This window comes from Streptomyces sp. 2323.1 (assembly GCF_900221035.1).
GTDB lineage: Bacteria > Actinomycetota > Actinomycetes > Streptomycetales > Streptomycetaceae > Streptomyces > Streptomyces sioyaensis.
On record NZ_LT907981.1, the window covers coordinates 6,242,695 to 6,261,055 of the forward strand.

General features: G+C 73.4%; 18 protein-coding genes and 1 riboswitch. Of the genes, 14 read left to right on the forward strand and 4 right to left on the reverse strand.

Annotation, left to right across the window (positions count from 1 at the left end; translation table 11 throughout):
• Positions 1–32: 32 nt before the first annotated feature.
• Positions 33–185: riboswitch (cobalamin riboswitch) on the reverse strand.
• A 204-nt stretch (positions 186–389) separates the two neighbouring features.
• The 3 genes from CPH93_RS26880 to CPH93_RS26890 are packed head-to-tail and all read left to right on the forward strand — an operon-like array spanning position 390 to position 4,872.
• On the forward strand, positions 390–839 hold the full coding sequence (locus CPH93_RS26880) for a hypothetical protein (RefSeq protein WP_093482562.1): 450 nt from the start codon (positions 390–392) through the stop codon (positions 837–839).
• Positions 840–844: 5 nt separating this feature from the next.
• Complete coding sequence (locus CPH93_RS26885; protein ID WP_096214306.1) at positions 845–3,472, forward strand: caspase family protein; 2,628 nt, start codon at positions 845–847, stop codon at positions 3,470–3,472.
• A complete protein-coding gene (locus CPH93_RS26890) occupies positions 3,469–4,872 on the forward strand; it encodes an extracellular solute-binding protein (protein WP_096214307.1) in 1,404 nt (467 codons plus the stop codon). The genes CPH93_RS26885 and CPH93_RS26890 overlap by 4 nt, the downstream gene beginning before the upstream one ends.
• A gap of 61 nt (positions 4,873–4,933) precedes the next feature.
• On the opposite strand, the gene CPH93_RS26895 is transcribed toward CPH93_RS26890, so the two are convergent.
• Positions 4,934–5,170 (reverse strand): hypothetical protein, encoded by a 237-nt coding sequence (locus CPH93_RS26895; RefSeq protein ID WP_093482559.1) that lies wholly within the window; start codon positions 5,168–5,170, stop codon positions 4,934–4,936.
• A 23-nt stretch (positions 5,171–5,193) separates the two neighbouring features.
• Positions 5,194–6,510: an inorganic phosphate transporter gene (locus tag CPH93_RS26900; RefSeq protein WP_093482558.1), complete on the reverse strand. Its 1,317-nt coding sequence runs from the start codon at positions 6,508–6,510 to the stop codon at positions 5,194–5,196.
• Positions 6,511–6,977: 467 nt separating this feature from the next.
• Here CPH93_RS26900 and CPH93_RS26905 point away from each other — a divergent pair, with 467 nt between their 5' ends.
• From CPH93_RS26905 to CPH93_RS26930, 6 genes are all read left to right on the forward strand, one after another.
• Positions 6,978–7,646 (forward strand): class II aldolase/adducin family protein, encoded by a 669-nt coding sequence (locus tag CPH93_RS26905; protein WP_093482557.1) that lies wholly within the window; start codon positions 6,978–6,980, stop codon positions 7,644–7,646.
• Positions 7,647–7,731: 85 nt separating this feature from the next.
• Entirely contained in the window at positions 7,732–8,859 is a 1,128-nt protein-coding gene (locus CPH93_RS26910) for an alpha/beta hydrolase (RefSeq protein WP_093482556.1), read from the forward strand.
• 218 nt (positions 8,860–9,077) lie between these two features.
• Positions 9,078–10,532 (forward strand): hypothetical protein, encoded by a 1,455-nt coding sequence (locus CPH93_RS26915; protein ID WP_093482555.1) that lies wholly within the window; start codon positions 9,078–9,080, stop codon positions 10,530–10,532.
• A 624-nt stretch (positions 10,533–11,156) separates the two neighbouring features.
• Positions 11,157–12,755, forward strand: coding sequence for a ribosomal protection-like ABC-F family protein (gene abc-f, locus CPH93_RS26920; protein ID WP_006606368.1), 1,599 nt, complete (start codon positions 11,157–11,159; stop codon positions 12,753–12,755).
• A 335-nt stretch (positions 12,756–13,090) separates the two neighbouring features.
• Positions 13,091–13,312, forward strand: coding sequence for a helix-turn-helix domain-containing protein (locus CPH93_RS26925; RefSeq protein WP_006606369.1), 222 nt, complete (start codon positions 13,091–13,093; stop codon positions 13,310–13,312).
• Positions 13,313–13,425: 113 nt separating this feature from the next.
• Positions 13,426–14,205, forward strand: coding sequence for an enoyl-CoA hydratase/isomerase family protein (locus CPH93_RS26930; protein WP_093488547.1), 780 nt, complete (start codon positions 13,426–13,428; stop codon positions 14,203–14,205).
• Between the two features lie 53 nt (positions 14,206–14,258).
• Here the strand turns inward: CPH93_RS26930 and CPH93_RS26935 are convergent, their stop codons facing one another.
• Complete coding sequence (locus CPH93_RS26935; RefSeq protein WP_096214308.1) at positions 14,259–14,987, reverse strand: hypothetical protein; 729 nt, start codon at positions 14,985–14,987, stop codon at positions 14,259–14,261.
• A 223-nt stretch (positions 14,988–15,210) separates the two neighbouring features.
• Here CPH93_RS26935 and CPH93_RS26940 point away from each other — a divergent pair, with 223 nt between their 5' ends.
• Genes CPH93_RS26940 through amaP form a run of 5 tightly spaced genes read left to right on the forward strand, consistent with a single transcriptional unit; the run spans position 15,211 to position 17,569 of the window.
• A complete protein-coding gene (locus CPH93_RS26940; protein ID WP_093482553.1) occupies positions 15,211–15,666 on the forward strand; it encodes an Asp23/Gls24 family envelope stress response protein in 456 nt (151 codons plus the stop codon).
• 36 nt (positions 15,667–15,702) lie between these two features.
• Positions 15,703–15,900 carry a hypothetical protein gene (locus CPH93_RS26945; RefSeq protein ID WP_006606373.1) on the forward strand — a complete coding sequence of 66 codons (198 nt, stop codon included), beginning with the start codon at positions 15,703–15,705 and terminating at the stop codon, positions 15,898–15,900.
• Between the two features lie 6 nt (positions 15,901–15,906).
• Positions 15,907–16,290, forward strand: a complete 384-nt coding sequence (locus tag CPH93_RS26950; RefSeq protein WP_096214309.1) for an Asp23/Gls24 family envelope stress response protein — start codon at positions 15,907–15,909, stop codon at positions 16,288–16,290.
• A complete protein-coding gene (locus CPH93_RS26955) occupies positions 16,287–16,958 on the forward strand; it encodes a DUF6286 domain-containing protein (protein WP_096214310.1) in 672 nt (223 codons plus the stop codon). Before CPH93_RS26950 ends, CPH93_RS26955 begins: the two co-directional genes overlap by 4 nt.
• Before the next feature lie 5 nt (positions 16,959–16,963).
• Complete coding sequence (amaP, locus tag CPH93_RS26960; protein WP_093482550.1) at positions 16,964–17,569, forward strand: alkaline shock response membrane anchor protein AmaP; 606 nt, start codon at positions 16,964–16,966, stop codon at positions 17,567–17,569.
• Between the two features lie 34 nt (positions 17,570–17,603).
• On the opposite strand, the gene CPH93_RS26965 is transcribed toward amaP, so the two are convergent.
• Entirely contained in the window at positions 17,604–18,359 is a 756-nt protein-coding gene (locus CPH93_RS26965) for an SDR family oxidoreductase (protein WP_093482549.1), read from the reverse strand.
• Positions 18,360–18,361: the final 2 nt, after the last annotated feature.

An 18,361-nucleotide genomic window follows, 5' to 3' on the forward strand; every position in this document is an offset into this window, starting at 1 on the left:
GTCCGCGCCCTGGCTCGACGTGACGGCGACATGAGTCTCCTGGCTCCCCGGATCGGCGAGTCCTCCGGCCTTCCAGCCCTGCGCGTACGCCGTCCGGCGTCCGCGAGATGGACCGTGGCCTTCACTGGAGGAACCCTCCCCGGTGACAGTGGCGGGACCGCGCCGGATTCGCACCGGACTTCCTCAGCTGTCGCCGAATGGCTCGGGCAGTCCACCACGCCCCGCGAATGCCCGTCAACTCACCCTTGACCTGCGACGCTGCCCCGTGGCATGGGCTGTGGTGCACGCCACAGCGTGGTGGCCGGATCACAGACGGTTGCCTGCGCCCCTGATTCCACGTCACTATCGGGAGCACGGCGGCGATGGGGCCGCCGGAAGGGGGCCGGGGGATGCCGCAGCGCGCTGACCGTCACGAGATCCGCATCAGGATCACGGGCACCAACAATCCCGATCAGGACATCGAGGACCTCAAGTCCTGGCTGGAGCGCGAGCCGTGGCTGGCCCGGCGGCAGTACGACTGGGCGCTGCGGCCCCGCCCGGCGGACGCGCACGACGACGGCGACGCCCCGCGCGACATGGCCGTCGGCGTCGACGATCTGGTCCTGGTCATCGTCGGGGCGGTCGCCGCCGAGATCACCAAGAGCCTCAGCATCGCCCTCAAGGAGTGGCTGCGCCGCCGCCGGGAGGAGCGGGACACCGGCGAACGGCCCGCCGTCGCGGTCGGGGCCGGCGCCGGCGGCCTGCGCGCACTGGCAGACGAGGGCCCGGGCGTCCCGGCGCCCGAACCCCCCGATCCCGGCCGCCCGGACGACGGAAGCGGCAGCACCGCCGGGGACTGAGCCGGATGTCCGAATACGACGCGCGGGGCAAGGTCAACCGGGCGCTGTTGATCTGTGTCGACGACTACCGTCATCTGCGCCCGCTCCCCGCGGTGAAGGACAACGCCCAGGAACTCGAACGCGCCCTGCTCGCCCCCGGCGCCGACCTGTTCACTCGGGGCGAGGTCGTCGTTTGCCGCCCGCAGGAGCCGTGGGAGGTGGAACAGGCGCTGGACACCGTCACCCAGGAGGCGCGCGGACTGCTGCTGGTCTACTTCTCCGGCCACGGCCGGGTGGGCCGGGACGGCGGCAATCTGCAGCTGATGGTCGGCGCCTCGGAACGGCGTCACAAGACCGTCTCCTGGCAGGACATGGTGCTGTCCTACCTCGACAACGCCCGGGCCGACCGGATCGTGATCATCCTGGAGTGCTGCTACGCCGGGAACGCGGGGGAGGCCTTCCACAACTGCCGCAAGCCCATGTCGCTGCTGATGGCCGCGCAGCCCAACCGCCGGATCTTCAGCGGCGAGGAGCCCACCGGGGGCAGTGTCTTCACCCGTGCCGTCCGCCAGACCCTGGAACAGGGCTTACCCGGCAGGCGGTGCGTCACCTTCGAGGACCTCGTCCGGGTGCTGCGGGAACAACTCGCCGCGGAACGGACCCCGATGGGCGACATCTGGGAACCGCGGTCGGCGAAGCAGAACACCGTCGACGACGTCATCCTGTCCTTCGCCACCCCCGAGATACGGCCCCCGACCCCGCTGCGGATCCGGCTGCGCCGCCGGTTGAAGTCCTCCTTCCAGCACTGGCTCAGGATCCTGCTGGTGTCGGCGATCATCCTCGTCCCGGCCGCCGCGGGCCTCGTCGTGCTGAACCTCCCGAACGCCGACGCGCCCTGCCCGCCCGCCCTCGAACTGCGCCTGCTGACCGCTCCCGAGGCCGAACCCGCCCTGCGCCAGGCCGCCTTCGACTACGAGATGTCCGGCGCCAACCTGCGGCCCCTCAGCGGCGAGGGCGACCTCCCCGACGGCTGCCGGCGCGCCCAGATCACCGTGTACTCCGCGGCCAAGGACCAGGTCGACCAGGGCTTCGCGGCCGCCGACCGCTGGCAGGGCGAGGCCCGCGGCACCGGCAAGGGCCGCCCGGCCGACAGGGGCGTCGACCCCCTCAACCGTCCCGGCCCGCAGCCCGACATCTGGATACCGGAATCCACCGCCGACTACTACGAGGCCCGTCGCGGCATGCCGGCCACGGGATCCCCGGCGACCCTCCACTACGGCGACCCGGTCGCCTACACCCCCCTGGTCGTCGGCATCCCCGCGAACCGGCGGCTGGACGACGTCGAACCGGGCGGCGCCTCCTGGCCGGAGCTGCTCACCGGCACCGACCACGCGCATCGCGACCTGAAGCTCCTGCGGCCCAGCCCCGTACTGTCCGGCACCGGACTGCTGCACACCATCGGCCTCTACCTCGCCCACGGCGGCCCGGGCGCCGCCTCGCCGTACGGCCCCGATCCCGACCCCGCGCTCGCCCGCACCGCCGAGGACCGGCTCTCCGCCCCGGGCAGCCAGTACGCCGGCAGCACCGAACTCCTGTGTTCACTGCGGCCCGACGCCGCTGCCTCCGGCGCCGTCGACCGCACCAGGTCCGCGCCGCTGGTGTCGGAGAAGTCCCTGGCCGACTACAACCTCGGGCGGGCCATCGGCAGTTGCCCCGCCCTGAGTTCCGCGCTGCCCGTGCACGACCGCTACGTCGCCTACTACCCCGAGAACGTCCCCGCCCTCGACCATCCCCTCATCCGCGTCGACTGGCGCGGCACCACCGACGCCACCCCGCGGCGGGCCGCCGTGGCCCGCTTCGCCACCTGGCTGCGCGACCCGGACGGCGGTCAGCGCACCCTGGGCGCGCAGGGCTACCGCGGAGTGGACCACCACACCCCGGGTGCCGGCTCACCGCTCAGCGACAGCCGCGCGGACGTCAACCGCGACAGCCGGGTCTCCCGTTACACGGCCGGCGCCGACCAGGTGGCCCGGGTACTGGACGGCTACGACAAGGCACAGAAGTCCAGCCAGGTGCTGATCCTCATGGACACCTCCACCTCCATGGCGGACGGCGGCAAACTCCCGGTCGCCCTGAGCGCGGCCGGCCGCGCCCTGGAGATGGCCGGCGCCCGGCACACCTACGGCCTGTGGGCCTTCCCGGACCGTGCGCACCCCGACGACCGCGCGGCGGTGCGTGAGCTGGTCCCGCTCGGCAGCGACGACCCGGCCCGCGGCAAGGCCGCACTGGACCGGGTCGCGGGCGGTGAACTCGTCGATCACGGCGCCGCGATGGAGGAGGCACTGACCCGCGCGGTCCGCACCATGAAGAAGTCCACCGCCCCCAACAAGGCCATCGTGCTCCTCCTCGACGAGGACGACGGCACGGGCGGCCGCGCGGCGAGCGTCGACCGCACCCTCGGCACCCTCGTCGGGGAGGGGCCCGAGGTGCCCATCCTGGCCCTGGTGCTGGGCAAGTCCGGCTGCGACAGCTTCGCCCTGCGGCAACTGGCCGGGGCCTCCCACGGCCAGTGCGTACCCGGCGGCCCGCAGGCCGTCGACACCCTGGCCGGCCGGATCGCCTCCATCGGCACGGCCACCAAGGGGGAGCGATGACCGCCAAGCGCGCCACGGCGGGCGCCGCGCTGGCCGGCCTGGCGCTGCTCACCGCGGTCAGCGGCTGTAAGCCGGGGGATCAGAACGTCCCGGAAAAGGGCGCGATCGTCCTCGCCACCGGCAGCGATCTCAGCAGCTCCGGCGTCCGGCAGGACCTGATCCGCGCCTTCGAGAAACGCACCGGGCACACCGTCCGGATCGTCAAACTCCCCGACACCGCCGACGGCCAGCGCAGCCAGCTGCTGGCGGCGGGCCAGTCCGGCAACGGCGGCTACGACGTGCTCAACCTCGATGTGGCCTGGACCGCGGAGTTCGCCGAAGCGGGCGTCATCCGGCCCTGGCCCGCGAGCCTGGACGGCGACTTCCTGGGCAGCGTGGCCAAGACGGTGGAGTACGACGGCAAGGTGTGGGGCGTCCCGTTCAACACCGATGCCGGGCTGCTCTATTACCGCAAGGACCTCCTCGACGCCCACGGCCACCACCGCCCGCCCGCCAACTGGGGCGAGCTGAAGGCCTGGGCCCTCCAGGCGGCGGACGCCTACAACCGCCGCTCGGACCAGGACGCCCGGGCCGGGAAGAAGAAACGGCCCAGGATGTACGGCATGGTCGCCCAGCTGCGGCCCTACGAAGGCCTCACCGTCAACACCCTGGAGTCCGCCTGGGCCAACGGCGGCGACCCGTACGCCACCGGCTTCGCCAAGGGCGAGCAGGTCGGCGCGCTCCAGCTGGGCATCGCGGACCTCAAGGACCGGCTCGGCACGCTCATGCCGCACGAGGCCGTCACGATGGACGAGACCGAGAGCCGCCGCTGGTTCGCCGACGGGCGTGCGGTGTTCATGCGCAACTGGCCGGTCGAGTACGCCTCGGTCGCCGAAAAGCTCACGGCCGGCACCGCCTTCGACGTCGCCCAGCTGCCGGCCCGGCCGTCCGACGGCCGGCGGCTGTCGGTGCTCGGCGGACAGAATCTGGCGATCTCGGCCGGCAGCAAGCGGCCGGCCGGCGCCCGGGCCCTGATCGAGGCGCTGACCGACCCGGGCAGCGAACGCTGCCTGCTGGAGCGGGGGTTCGCCGCCACCCGCGACTCGGCGTACCGCGAGGGGGCCAAGGCGCCGCGCTGCCCGCTGCCGCCCGTCGGTGCGGAGCAAGCGGAGCACGGCGCCACGGGGCAGCCGGAGCCGCGGCCCGACCCCCGCACCCTGCACGACGCGCTGATGGCGGCCGCCCCGCGCCCGCGCAGCGCCCACTACCAGACGTTCAGCAAGGTCCTGCAGCTCGGCGTGGCCGCCTATCTCAACGGCAGCGGCGGCACCGCCATCGCCGACCGGCTGGCCCGGCAGGCCGATGACGCACTCGGCGGCCGGGGCACCCCACAGGAAAGGCGCCCGGCGGACGACGGCTGATGCCGTGCTCCGCCGGACGCCTAGGGCGTGGCCGCTTGGTGCGCCGCCGTTTCCGGCTGCGTCAGGCGGCGACGATCAGATAGATGCCGTAGGTCACGGCCACCGCGCACAGGGCGAAGGCGGCCACCGCACCGGCCCGCGCACCGGCACCCGGTGCGGCGACCGCGACCGCCGCACCCTCCTGGGCCGGCTTGCGGGACGCCCCGACGATGCCGGCGGTGAACAGGCCCACGATCCCGACCGTCACCACGAGGGTGACGCCGAAGACCTGGCCGAGAGCTGTCCAGTCGATGGTCATGAGGTTCCTTTAAGTGATGACAGCTAGCGGGTGACCGTCGCGGCCTGGGGGCGCGGGGCGGATGTCGGGGTGGCGTCGGGCCCGGCCGGCTCGGCGGGCACCTCGGCGTCGGGGGCGGTCGGCTGGGCGGGCACCCCGGCGGTTTCCGGTGCGTCGGCGGCCGGCACCGGCTGGCCGGCCGGCGGCGGGGAGACGCTGCGCAGCGCGGCGGTCACCACACCCGCCGGCTCCGCGGCCGGGCCCTCGTTGACGTTGGTGGCGTCGATCGGCTTGCGCCGGGAGGCGGCCCAGATCGCGCCGCAGATGCCCAGTCCGAGGACCGCCACCGCCGCCACGCCCCAGTCGCCCTGACCGGCGAGGAACGCGGCGCCCGCCGCGACCGCACCGGCGGCCGGCAGCGTCAGGCCCCAGGCGGCGACCATCCGGCCGGCCGTGGACCAGCGCACCACGCCGCCCTTGCGGCCCAGGCCCGAGCCCATCACGGAACCGGAGCAGACCTGGGTGGTGGAGAGCGCGAAGCCGAGGTGGGAGGAGGCCAGGATGGTGGCCGCGGCGCCGGTCTGGGCGGCGAAGCCCTGCGGCGGCTGGATGTCGGTGATGCCCTTGCCCATCGTGCGGATGATCCGCCAGCCGCCCAGGTACGTACCGAGCGCGATGGCCAGACCGGCCGAGGCGATGACCCACAGCGGCGGGTCGGCGTGCGGGGCGACGACCCCGCCGGTGATCAGCGCGAGCGTGATCACACCCATCGTCTTCTGGGCGTCATTGGTGCCGTGCGCGAGCGAGACCAGGGCGGCGGAGGCGATCTGCCCCGCGCGGTAGCCCTTGGCGGTGTCCGCCTCGTCGCGGTTGCGGGTCAGCCGGTAGGTGAGCCGGGTCGCCGCCATCGCGGCCAGACCGGCCACGAACGGGGCGGCCACCGCCGGGATCAGGACCTTCATCACCACGGCATCGCCGTGCACACCGTGGGTGCCGACGGACACCAGGGTCGCGCCGATCAGACCGCCGAAGAGAGCGTGGGAGGAGCTGGAGGGAAGACCCGCGAGCCAGGTCAGCAGGTTCCAGACGATCGCGCCGACCAGGCCGGCGAAGATCACTTCTGGTCTGATGCCGGCGCCCTCATCGATGATCCCGCCGGAGATGGTCTTGGCCACCTCCACGGACAGAAACGCACCGACGAGGTTGAGCACTGCCGACATCGCCACCGCGGTCTTGGGTCGCAATGCCCCGGTGGAAATGGTGGTGGCCATTGCATTGGCCGTGTCGTGGAAGCCGTTCGTAAAGTCGAACACCAAGGCCGTGACGATCACGATCCCGATGAGAAGCGTGATGTGTTCCATTCACCCAGGCAATCAGTTCGAAGGTCAGTGTCGCTGGGACCGTACGGAGAGTGGGTGAACGGAAAGTGAACTGGGACGGGCGGGGTGGTGACACCACCGCACTGTTCACGCGGAGGCACCTCCGCTGTCACTTCCGCCTCACCCGTTGGCGAACTGCGGATGCTGTGTCTGCGCGCCGTTTTGCAGGTCGCGGCCGCTTGGCGGCAGCCGCGGTGCACCCGGACGGACGGCGTGCAGGCCCGGCTCCCCGATGCTCCCAGGCCCCGTCGCACGAGGGTCCGATTCCGGCCGCCTCCAGAGCAGCGGTAGGGGTATCCCTGAAGAATCACGCCTATCCCTGGAGGGCACGCACCGGTTCGGCGGGCCGCGACGTACAGCGCCCGCCTCGCTCGTACGGTGTCGCGCACCGCATCCGTAATCCCCATCCCCATCCGTATCCGCATTCGCCGCCCCGCGCCGGAGGACCCATGAAGGACCACCCCGACCACCTCGCCGCAGCCTGGAGCGACCTGGTCACGACCGCCCGCAGGACCGTCGCCGACGGCCTGGTGGTCGGCACCTCGGGCAATGTCTCCTGCCGCCTGAAGGACCTGGTCCTGGTCACCCCCAGTGGCGTCCCCTACGACCGGCTCGGGCCGGGCGACCTCACCGCGGTCGACCTGGCAGGAACCCAGATCATCGGCACGCTCCGGCCGACCAGCGAACTCCCGATGCATCTGGCGGTCTACCGCAGCACCCCGGCCGCCGCCGTCGTCCACACCCACGCGCCGTACGCCACCGCCGTCTCCACCCTCGTGCCCGAACTCCCGCCCGTCCACTACATGACCGCGGCGCTCGGCGGCCCCGTCCGCGTCGCCCCCTACGCGCTCTACGGCAGCGACGAGCTCGCCGCCCACATGCTCGACGCGCTGCGCGACCGCACCGGCTGCCTGCTGCAGAACCACGGCACCATGACCTACGGCGACAGCCTGGACCAGGCCCTGGACCGCACCGCCCAGCTGGAGTGGATGTGCCGCGTGTGGCTCACCGCGCAGTCCGTACCGGGCCACACCCCTAGCCTGCTGTCGGCCGGGCAGCTCGACGCGGCCGCGGAGCGGCTGCGCGGCTACGGCCAGCGAGGCCGCGGCCAGGCCTGACCCCGTCCCGGGCCGCCGCCCCGGCCACTCACCCGCCCGACTCCGCCAGGTGGCCGCACCCGGCGGCGCTGCGCACACTGGTGAGGTGCGCCTGGGTACTGCGGCGGCCGCGGCCGCCATCACCGTGATAGGTGCCGGGGCGGCCGCCGTGGCGGTCGGCCGGTACGCCAGCGACACTGCCCTGAAACCCTCGCCCGACCAGCCGTTCCCGGGCGACTCACGGCTCACCGTGCACTCCGCCACCGAGGAGCGCATCGCCCTCACCCGCAGCCTGGCGGCCATGCGGCCCGGCACCTACGGGCTCACCGGCAACGGCTGCCACGCCGTGGTCGGCTCCGTCGTCCACGGCATCCCGCACCCCGCCGACGCCGTCGTCCGCCGCCTGGAGCGGGTCACCCACGGCACGCTGCGGCCGGGCAAGCGGATGCGGCTCACCCCGCAGGTGCACATCGGCAACCCCCGGGACGCCCTCGGCCTCGACTACGCCGACGTCGACGTCCCCGGCGAACTCGGCTCGCTCCCGGCGTGGTTCGTGCCCGGCGTCCGCGACACCTGGGTCATCACCGCACACGGCCTGGGCACCACCCGCGAGCACCCCATGGTGGCCATGCCGTTCCTGCACCGCCACCGGCTGCCCGTCCTCGACCTGGCCTACCGCAACGACCTCGGCGCCCCGCGCACCGCCGACGGCATCCACCACCTCGGCGACACCGAATGGCGCGATCTGGACGCGGCGATCCGCTACGCCCTCCGCTACGGCGCCCAGAACGTCGTCCTCCACGGCTGGTCCACCGGCGCGACCATGGCGCTGCGGGCCGCCACCCGCTCCGCGCTGCGCGACCGGATCAGCGGTCTCGTCCTGGACTCCCCGGTCCTGGACCGCAATGCCACGGTCCGTGCGCTGGCCGCCGCCCGGCGGGTCCCGCGCGCCCTGCTGCCGCTGGTGGTGCGCGCCGCCGAGGGCTCCACGGGGATTCCCCTGGACCACCCCGTCGACGCCGTCGACCCGGAGGAGCTGGACATTCCCACCCTGCTCTTCCACGGCCCCGACGACCGGATCGCCCCCTGGACGGCCTCCCGTTCCTTCGCCGCCCGCCGCGCCGACCTGATCACGCTTCAGCCGGTTCCGCACGCCCCGCACGCCGCGATGTGGAACGCCGACCCCTCGGGCTACGAAGAGGCACTACGGCGCTTCCTCACCCCTCTCATGTAGCACCGCTGCCTCATGCAGCACCGCTGCCCGGTCTCTGCAGCACCGGTACCGGCTCCCGGTGCCCGCCGCCTCCCCGCCGACGCCGCCCCCATGAAGCCCGGGCAAACGGCAGGACAACTCCGCCCATCAGGGATGGGACGGCGAAATGCCCCGGCCCCAAAAGGCCGCACGCCGGGTTCCGATTGGGCTTTCGGGCCGTCAGCGGCAACACTGCTCCTGTGACGTCCCGTACCCCGCGCGACTCCCGGCTCCGACTCGTCCCCCGTCAACCGGTTGGGGCCGCCCGCCGAGCGGTGACAACCAGGACCAAGCGCCCGGCGCCCCGCCCGCCCGAGGGCACTCCGCCGCCCGCGGAGCTGGCCCGGCAGGCCCGCGCCGTGCTGGCCGGCGCGGCCCGCCTCGCCCGGTGGGCCGACAGTGCCGACGGCACCGGCGGCAGCCTGCGCGCCGGGCCCGACGGCGCCCTGCCCGAAGCGGCGGTGGAACGGGCGGCCGAGGCCCTGCGCCTGACACCGCAGCAGGTCCGCGTCGACTGGGACCGGGCCCGGCTCGCCGGGCTCGTCGAGCTCCACGACGGCCTGGCCCGCCCCGGCTGGCGGCTGCGCGCCTGGGACCGCGACGACACCGCCGTACTGCGCGGCTGGGTCGCACTCTTCGACGCCTGGTCGCTGGCCCGCCCCGCCCCGGCCGCGGCCGGCCCCGCGATCGTCGCCGAAGTCGTCGAGGCGCTGCCGCAGTTGCTGTCCCTGCTGCATCTGTCGGCCGGGCCGGTCCAGCTGCCGGTGCTGCTCGACATGCTCGGCCAGCGCGTCGCCGAGCTGCGCACGGAGCGCTGCGAGGTCCCCTACGGCCAGGAGCCCGCCCCGGACGGCCCCCAGGACACCGCAGCCGCGGCCGACGACGCCGCGGGGGCGTCGCTGGCCGAACTGCTGGCCTGGGCGCTGGACGCGCTGCGGATCGTCGGGGCGCTGGTGCCGCCGGGCGGTGCGCCGGACGGCGTCCACGAGGCCGTGTACGAGGCGTCCGAGGCGCAGCTCACACCGCTCGGCAACTGGTCGGTGTGGGTCAAGCTGGAACAGATCTGTGTCGCCGCGCAGAGCCCGGCCGGCCATATCGAACAGTCCGCGGAGGCGATGCTGCGCGGCTGCGCCCGGCTCACCCCCGGCCCGGCCCGCACCGAGTACCGCGCCTGGCTCGCCGCCCGCTCCGTCGGCTCGGCCGTCGAGGAGCTGCTGACCGTGGCCCGCGGTGAGGACGCGCTGCTGCGCGGCCTGGCCTTCGAGGCACTGCGGGCGGTCGGCGCCCCGGCCGAGGCCGCCGTACGGGCCGCGGCCGACGAGCCGGCCCTGCGGCCGTACGCCCTGTTGTGGCTGGTCGAGCACGAGGGCGGCGACCCGGAGACCGCACCCGATGTGCTCACCCGCGAGGAGTCGACCTGGCTGTGGGTCGACACGGCGGCGGCTGTGGCCGACCACGGCGAGACCCAACTCCTGGTCCGCCACCTCGATTCGGCGGTCCAGGGCTCGGTCCCGCGCCTCCTGGAGGAGGTCCGTGCAGTAGGGCACCCCCGTACGGTCCAGGTCCTGGTGGCGCTTGCCGCGGCCCACCCGGATCCCGCCCTCGCCAAGGCGGTACGGCGCGCGGCGTTCCAGGTCCACACGGGCGGTGTCTGACTCCCACGTTGTCGGCTGGCCCGCCGTTGCGCTTTGCGGCGCGGCGCACGTTTTTGTCTTTCCCGCCGTGTTTCGTCTCGCCGTTGCGCCTGCGGCGGGCGTGGGTTGTTGGGTGCGGTGCCGCTCCTCCGGACTTCGTCCTGCGGCTCGGCCCCTCCCGTGGGTGGGGAGGAAATTGGCCGTTGGGGGTGCTTGTAGGTGGTCCGGTGTCCCTAGTCGGTCGCAGTGAGCTGGCTACCGTGGCGCGCCCCCACCAACCGTCACTCACTCCACCCACGGGAGGGGACGGGCCGGAGGGGCCGGTGTGTGGGACGTAAAGCGAAGCAGTCCCACACACCGGCCCCCGGAGGTCCGTCACCGCACCCGACACCCACCCGGCCCGCCGCAGGCGCAACGGCGAGACGACACCGCGGCGGGAAAGCCGACCACGTGCGCCGCGCCGCAAAGCGCAACGGCGAACAACACCCACGGCGGGAAAGCCGACAACGTGGGATGAAAAACCACTTGCACGGGGCAGATAGACTGCCCCCATGGCAGTTCTCCCTTGGGTTCATTAGACGGCGCAGCTCGCCTCGGACCGTCCCGTCCATTCCGCCGTCTTTTCCGACCCTGGAGCTTTTTCCCGTGATCACCGCCTCCGGCCTTGAGCTGCGCGCCGGCGCCCGCGTTCTCATCGAGTCCGCCTCCTTCCGTATCGCCAAGGGCGACCGCATCGGTCTGGTCGGCCGTAACGGCGCCGGCAAGACCACCCTCACCAAGGTGCTGGCCGGGGAGGGCATCCCCGCCGCCGGCTCGGTCACCCGCGGTGGCCAGGTCGGCTATCTGCCGCAGGACCCGCGCACCGGCGACCTCGACGTGCTGGCCCGCGACCGCATCCTGTCGGCCCGCGATCTGGACAGCGTGCTGCGCAAGATGCGCGAGAACGAGGACCGGATGGCCAACGGCAAGGGCGCCACCCGCGAGAAGGCCATGCGGAAGTACGAGCGCCTGGAGACGGAGTTCCTGACCAAGGGCGGGTACGCCGCCGAGGCGGAGGCCGCGACCATCGCCGCCAGCCTGGGCCTGCCCGACCGCATCCTCGGCCAGCCGCTCCATACGCTCTCCGGCGGTCAGCGCCGCCGCGTCGAGCTGGCCCGGATCCTGTTCTCGGACTCCGACACCCTGCTCCTCGACGAGCCGACCAACCACCTCGACGCCGACTCCATCGTCTGGCTGCGCGACTACCTCAAGACCTACCGCGGCGGCTTCATCGTGATCTCCCACGATGTCGACCTGGTCGAGACCGTCGTCAACAAGGTCTTCTATCTGGACGCCAACCGCTCCCAGATCGACGTCTACAACATGGGCTGGAAGCTCTACCAGCAGCAGCGCGAGGCCGACGAGAAGCGCCGCAAGCGCGAGCGCGCGAACGCCGAGAAGAAGGCCGCCGCGCTCAACACCCAGGCCGACAAGATGCGGGCCAAGGCCACCAAGACCGTCGCCGCGCAGAACATGGCCAAGCGCGCCGACAAGCTGCTCGCCGGTCTGGAGGCGGTGCGCGCCTCCGACAAGGTCGCCAAGCTGCGCTTCCCGGACCCGGCGCCCTGCGGCAAGACCCCGCTCACCGCCGAGGGCCTGTCGAAGTCCTACGGTTCGCTGGAGATCTTCACCGATGTCGACCTGGCCATCGACAAGGGCTCCCGGGTCGTCATCCTCGGCCTGAACGGTGCCGGCAAGACCACCCTGCTGCGGCTGCTGGCCGGCGTCGAGCAGCCGGACACCGGCGAGGTCCGCCCCGGCCACGGTCTGAAGCTCGGCTACTACGCCCAGGAGCACGAGACCCTGGATCCGGACCGCACGGTCCTGGAGAACATGCGGTCGGCCGCCCCGGACATGGACCTGGTCGCCATCCGCAAGACGCTGGGCTCCTTCCTCTTCTCCGGCGACGACGTCGACAAGCCCGCCGGGGTGCTCTCCGGCGGTGAGAAGACCCGGCTCGCCCTGGCGACCCTGGTCGTCTCCTCCGCCAACGTCCTGCTGCTCGACGAGCCCACCAACAACCTCGACCCGGCCAGCCGCGAGGAGATCCTCGGCGCGCTGCACACCTTCACGGGCGCGGTGGTCCTGGTGACGCACGACGAGGGAGCCGTGGACGCGCTGGCGCCGGAGCGGATCATTCTGCTGCCCGACGGCGTCGAGGACCTGTGGGGCCAGGACTACGCGGATCTGGTCGCGCTGGCCTGACCGCGGCGGATGGATCATGCCGTATGGATCATTCGGCCGACGTGTGATCCATCATCTGAGTGAGAACGGCTCGTACACCGGCGAGCCTGCGACGGATGGCCGGGCCCTTGCGGCCCGGCCGTCACCTTTTTGGCCCCATACCGCCTGACCTGCCATTTCTCGGGGAAATCCGGGCTCGGAGGGCCTTCTGGACAGCTGGAATGAGCGCTTCCGGCCCGGCCGGCCGGGTGTCCGACGGCAAAGGATGTCGTAGAGACCTTGCGGAATGGGTGGCCAGGAAGCCGGGGAGGGGTGATCATGAGAGTCCAGAGCGCACTTCCCACGAGGAGGCACGGGTGGCCGAGACTCTGAAGAAGGGCAGCCGGGTAACCGGCGCCGCGCGCGAGAAGCTCGCGGCAGACCTGAAGAAGAAGTACGACTCCGGTGCGAGCATCCGGGCACTGGCCGAGGAAACCGGCCGGTCCTACGGATTCGTGCACCGGATGCTCAGCGAATCCGGTGTGGTCCTGCGCGGTCGTGGCGGAGCCACGAGGGGCAAGAAGGCCGCTTCGGCCTGACGGCCACGCCTTTGAGTGCAACGGTGTCCCCCCGGCCGACGAAGCCGTCGGCCGGGAGGTTACCGTTCAGTCACTTACGCACGCAGGTGCGGCTGGCTGACTCGGAGGCGCTGATGACTCTGCTCGACAAGGACGGTGTGCGACTCACCGTGGACGATGCCATCGCCACGGTGACCCTCGCCCATCCGGCCAAGCGCAATGCGCAGTCCCCGGCCATGTGGCGGGCGCTCGCCGAAGCGGGCTCGCTGCTGCCGGGCACCGTACGGATCGTGGTGCTGCGCGGTGAGGGCGCGTCCTTCTCCGCCGGCCTGGACCGTCAGGCGTTCACGCCCGAGGGCTTCGACGGCGAGCCGTCGTTCATCGACCTCGCCCGTGGCACGGACAGCGCACTGGACGCCACCATCGCCGAGTACCAGGAAGCGTTCACCTGGTGGCGGCGCAATGACCTGGTGTCCATCGCCGCCGTGCAGGGACACGCCATCGGCGCGGGCTTCCAGCTCGCACTCGCTTGCGATCTGCGGGTGGTCGCGCCGGACGTCCAGTTCGCCATGCGTGAGACCAGCCTGGGACTCGTACCGGACCTGACCGGTACCCACCCCCTGGTCGGGCTGGTGGGCTACGCCCGGGCGCTGGAGATCTGCGCCACCGGGCGCTTCGTGCATGCCGAGGAGGCCGAGCGGATCGGCCTCGCCAATGTCGTGGTGCCCGCGGACGAGCTCGACGGCGCGGTGGCCGACCTGGCCGCCGCGCTTATTGCCGCGCCGCGGGACGCCGTGATCGAGACCAAGGCCCTGCTGGCCGGTGCCGCGGGCCGTACGTACGAGGAGCAGCGCATCGCCGAGCGGGCCGCGCAGGCGCGCCGGCTGCGCGACCTGGCGGGCGTGGGGGAGTAGCGCCCCGTCCCGGACCGCGGCAGGCGGCCGGCCGGGCTGCCCGGTCGGCCGCCTCAGCCCTGCTCCACCGCCGTGACCAGCACGGCGACCGTCGACACCGCGGGCGGCGCGGCCGCCACCGCCTGCCGTACGGCGGCGGCGACATCCAGCGCCCGGTGGCCGGGCGCGGTCGCCAGCTGGATCAGCGCATGCCCGTCGGTGAGCCGTACCGGACGTGACGAGCCGAGGACCGGCGCCAGCCGGGCCACGCCCGCGACGTCCAGGACGACCGCGGCGATCCCGGCCGCCCCGTCCTGCGTCGCGCCGCTCCGTTCCTCCGTCACCGGTTCGGCGGGCGGGCCGCCCGCCGGGGCGGGCGGCGGTGCCCCGGCTGCCTCGTCAGAGGCTTCGTCCAGCAGGCCGCTGACCCGCAGATCCACCATGGCCACCACCAGCCCCAGCTCCCGGACCGACGCCTCCAGCAAGGCCGCCCGTACCTGGTCGGCGACCATGGGCAGCGGCCGGTCGCCGGTCGCGGCGAAATCCGCCTCGATCCGCAGCGGGCCCGGCGGCAGTGCGCTCGGGGGCGCCGGCACCGCGGGCTCCGGGGCGCGGTCGGGGTCGGCGACCGACAGCCGCAGTGAGCCCAGGCGTACTCCGGGCGGTGTCCCGGCGGCCGTCCGCAGGACCCCGGCGGCGGCCTGCTCGGTGATCCACGACCCGTCCGCCGGCCCGCCGAGCGGCAGCATCCGGCCGATCTTGAGCTGCGTCCGCACCGCCTGCGCCCACTGGTTCGCGGTCACCGCGTCACCCCTTTCCCGGCAGGTCCCGGCCCCTCTTGCGGGCACGTCCCGGACCACGCCCCCAGCCTGCCGCAGACCGGACCCCACAACAGCGCGCTGTCCCGCACGGCGCCGTAGGGAGCACTCCGCTGCCGCATCCCCCACGGCAAAAGGGACGAACCGGACCTACTGTGGGCAGCGGAGCGGGCGGACCGCTTCTCCCCGCGGAAAGGGACGTACGGCGATGAGCGAGAGCCAGCAGGCAGAGGCACCCAGGACCCCGACCAAGAGGGGCGGCGGCGATCCCGCCACCCGTGGGCGGACCACCATCGCCGACGGTGTCGTGGAGAAGATCGCCGGTCTTGCGGCCCGGGATGTCGTCGGTGTGCACGCCATGGGCAGCGGTCTCGCCCGTACGCTCGGCGCCGTGCGCGAGCGGGTGCCCGGTGGCGGCCGGTCCGCGACCGTCACCCGCGGGGTCAAGGCCGAGGTCGGCGAGGTGCAGACCGCGGTGGATCTGGAGATCGTGGTCGACTACGGCGTCGCCATCGCCGATGTCGCGCGGTCGGTGCGGGAGAACGTCATCTCCGCCGTGGAGCGGATGACGGGCCTGGAGGTCGTCGAGGTCAATATCGCGGTCAGCGATGTCAAACTCCCCGACGAGGTGGACGAAGAAGAGGAAGAGCCGCGGCTCCACTAGCCGGGGCCGTCCGGAGCGGTAGCGAAGGAGCGCACGATGAGCATGGCCGTGGCCGGCCTCTTGGCCGGTATGGCGCTGGGCTTCGCCGGATTCTTCGGTGGCTTCGGCGCCTTTGTCCTGGTGGCGGCGTTGGGCGCCATCGGGTTCGTGGTCGGCAGATTCCTCGACGGGGATCTGGAAGCCGGCGAATTCTTCCGTCCGCGTCGCGGCGAGCGCGACGAGCGGCGGCGGTGAGGCCGGGTGGCGACGGTGTCCCCGCCCGCCGCCGTACCGGCGGGTGAGCGGGGCGCGACCAGAATCGCGGACCGGGTGGTGGCGAAGATCGCCGCACAGGCGGCCCGGGAGGCGCTGCGCCGGGAGTCCCCGCGCGCCCGCACGGACGCCCACGCGACGGTGACCGTGCACCGGCGCGAGGAGCGCCGGAACTTCGGCGAGGCACGGGTACGGATCGCCGTGGAGCTGGGCTACCCCTCCGACATCGGCGCCCAGAGCCGCGTGGTGCGCAGTCATGTCACCGAACGGGTGCAGGAGTTGGCGAACATGGCGGTGCCCGAGGTCGCGGTGGAGGTCGAGCGGCTGCACTCACCGCAGCTGGACCGTACCGACCGGGGGAGAGTGCGATGAGCGACGACGACGCGCGGCCGGCGGACACCCGGCGGCTGCCCACGCTGGACAAGACACCCGACACCGCGGACGAGGCGGCACGGTCCGGACCGGGAAACGACGCCCCCGCGGGCAGCGACGAGGACGACGGCACCGGGCGCTTCTGGTCGGCCCGCCGGGTGCCGGCCGCCGTGGTCGCGCTGCTGCTGCTGGCTGCCGCCGGGCTGCTGCTCTACGACGTGGCCGCGGTGCGCGCCGACCGCCCCGCGATGGCCTGGCGCCGGCGCCTCGCCCATGAGCTGGCCACCCGTCCGCTCGACAACCCCTGGGTGCTGGGCGCCGCCGCGCTCGCCGTGGTCCTCGGCATCTGGCTGATCGTGCTGGCCCTCACCCCCGGGCTGCGCCAGGTGCTGCCGATGCGGCGGACGGCGCCGGGTATCCGGGCCGGGCTGGACCGGTCGGCCGCCGCGCTGGTGCTGCGCGACCGGGCCATGGAGGTCGCCGGCGTGCAGTCCGTACGGATGAAGGTCGGCCGCCGCAAGGCCAAGGCGCATGCCGTGTCGCACTTCCGCGAGCTGGACGAGGTCCGCGCCGACCTCGACGTCTCGCTCGGCGAGGGGCTGCGGCAGCTGGGGCTGGCGCACCCGCTGCGGCTGACGGTGCACGTCCGGCGCCCGAAGAAGGGGTGAGCGCGATGCTCAGGGTCCGCAGAACGACCAACCGGGTGCTGCTCGGCCTGGCCGGTGTGGTGCTGTTCGGCACCGGCGGCGCGGTGCTGTTCGGCGGTCTCGACCTGCCCGCGAAGTGGCATCTCGGCCTGCCCTCCGGCTGGCCGTGGTCCCGGCCCGGCGAGGTGCTGCTCCCCGCGGACGCCCGCACCCGCTGGACCCACCAGGGCTGGTGGTGGCCGGTCGTCATCGCGGCGCTCGCCGTCTTCGTACTGCTGATGCTGTGGTGGCTGCTGTCCCAGCTGCGGCGGCACCGGCTGCAGGAGATCCTCGTCGACAGCGGCGACGGCGAGGGCGCCGAGCTGCGCGGCCGGGCGCTGGCGGCCGCCGTCGCGGCCGAGACGGAGTCGCTGGACGGCGTCGACGGGGCCGGTGTGCTGCTGACCGGCAGCCGGACCGCACCGCAGGTCAGGGCGCTGCTGGCGCTGGCCCCGCACGCCGACCCGGGCACCGTCCTGCGGCGGCTGTCCCACGAGGCGGTGGCGCACGCCCGCCACTCGGCCGGGCTCGACGAGCTGCCGGCGGAGGTCCGGCTGCGGGCGGTCAAGCACCGGCCGGAGCGGGTCAGTTAGGGCCCTGCGGTGGGGGCGGCGTGCCGTCCCCTCGTCAGAACCCGTGCCGGGCCCCGCCGTCCACCGGCACCATCACACCGGTGACGTACGAGGCGGCCGGCGACAGCAGGAACGCCGCGGCCCGGCCGAACTCCTCCGGCGTGCCGTAACGGCCCAGCGGGATGGACGCACAGTTGCGGGCGCGGCTGCCCTCCGGGTCGCCGGAGAGCGCATCGAGCTGGGTCATCCGGTCGGTGGCGATCCGGCCGGGCAGCACCCCCAGGACGCGGATGCCGCGCGGCCCCAGCTCGTTGGCGAGCGACTTGGCGAAGCCGGCCAGCCCGGGGCGCAGTCCGTTGGAGATGGTCAGACCGCTGATCGGCTCGTACACCGACCCGGACAGCACAAAGCCGATCACCCCGCCCGCCGGCAGCTCGGCGGCGGCCGCACGGGCCAGCCGTACCGCGCCGAGGAAGACCGATTCGAAGGCCGACTGCCACTGCTCGTCGGTGTTGTCGGCGGCGCTGCCGGGGGCCGGGCCGCCCACGCTGATCAGCACGCCGTCCAGCCGGCCGAAGCGCGCACGGGCCGCCGCCAGCAGACGGTCGGGGGCATCGGCGGCGGCGTTGTCGGCCGCCACGCCCAGGGCACGGTCGCCGAGCGAGGCGGCGGCCGCGGCCGCGCTCTCCTCGGTGCGCCCGGTGAGCACCACATTGGCGCCGTCGGCGACCAGTTCACGGGCGGTGGCGAAGCCGAGGCCACGGGTCGCCCCGGTGAGAAGGTACGTCCGGTCAGTGAGTCCGAGATCCATGG

Excerpts from the sequence above, each read along its gene's own strand:
- CPH93_RS26880 (WP_093482562.1), top strand. The coding sequence starts at position 390 with ATGCCGCAGCGCGCTGACCGTCACGAGATCCGCATCAGGATCACGGGC.
- CPH93_RS26885 (WP_096214306.1), top strand. The coding sequence starts at position 845 with ATGTCCGAATACGACGCGCGGGGCAAGGTCAACCGGGCGCTGTTGATC.
- CPH93_RS26890 (WP_096214307.1), top strand. The coding sequence starts at position 3,469 with ATGACCGCCAAGCGCGCCACGGCGGGCGCCGCGCTGGCCGGCCTGGCG.
- CPH93_RS26895 (WP_093482559.1), bottom strand. The coding sequence starts at position 5,170 with ATGACCATCGACTGGACAGCTCTCGGCCAGGTCTTCGGCGTCACCCTC.
- CPH93_RS26900 (WP_093482558.1), bottom strand. The coding sequence starts at position 6,510 with ATGGAACACATCACGCTTCTCATCGGGATCGTGATCGTCACGGCCTTG.
- CPH93_RS26905 (WP_093482557.1), top strand. The coding sequence starts at position 6,978 with ATGAAGGACCACCCCGACCACCTCGCCGCAGCCTGGAGCGACCTGGTC.
- CPH93_RS26930 (WP_093488547.1), top strand. The coding sequence starts at position 13,426 with ATGACTCTGCTCGACAAGGACGGTGTGCGACTCACCGTGGACGATGCC.
- CPH93_RS26940 (WP_093482553.1), top strand. The coding sequence starts at position 15,211 with ATGAGCGAGAGCCAGCAGGCAGAGGCACCCAGGACCCCGACCAAGAGG.
- CPH93_RS26945 (WP_006606373.1), top strand. The coding sequence starts at position 15,703 with ATGAGCATGGCCGTGGCCGGCCTCTTGGCCGGTATGGCGCTGGGCTTC.
- CPH93_RS26955 (WP_096214310.1), top strand. The coding sequence starts at position 16,287 with ATGAGCGACGACGACGCGCGGCCGGCGGACACCCGGCGGCTGCCCACG.
- amaP (WP_093482550.1), top strand. The coding sequence starts at position 16,964 with ATGCTCAGGGTCCGCAGAACGACCAACCGGGTGCTGCTCGGCCTGGCC.
- CPH93_RS26965 (WP_093482549.1), bottom strand. The coding sequence starts at position 18,359 with ATGGATCTCGGACTCACTGACCGGACGTACCTTCTCACCGGGGCGACC.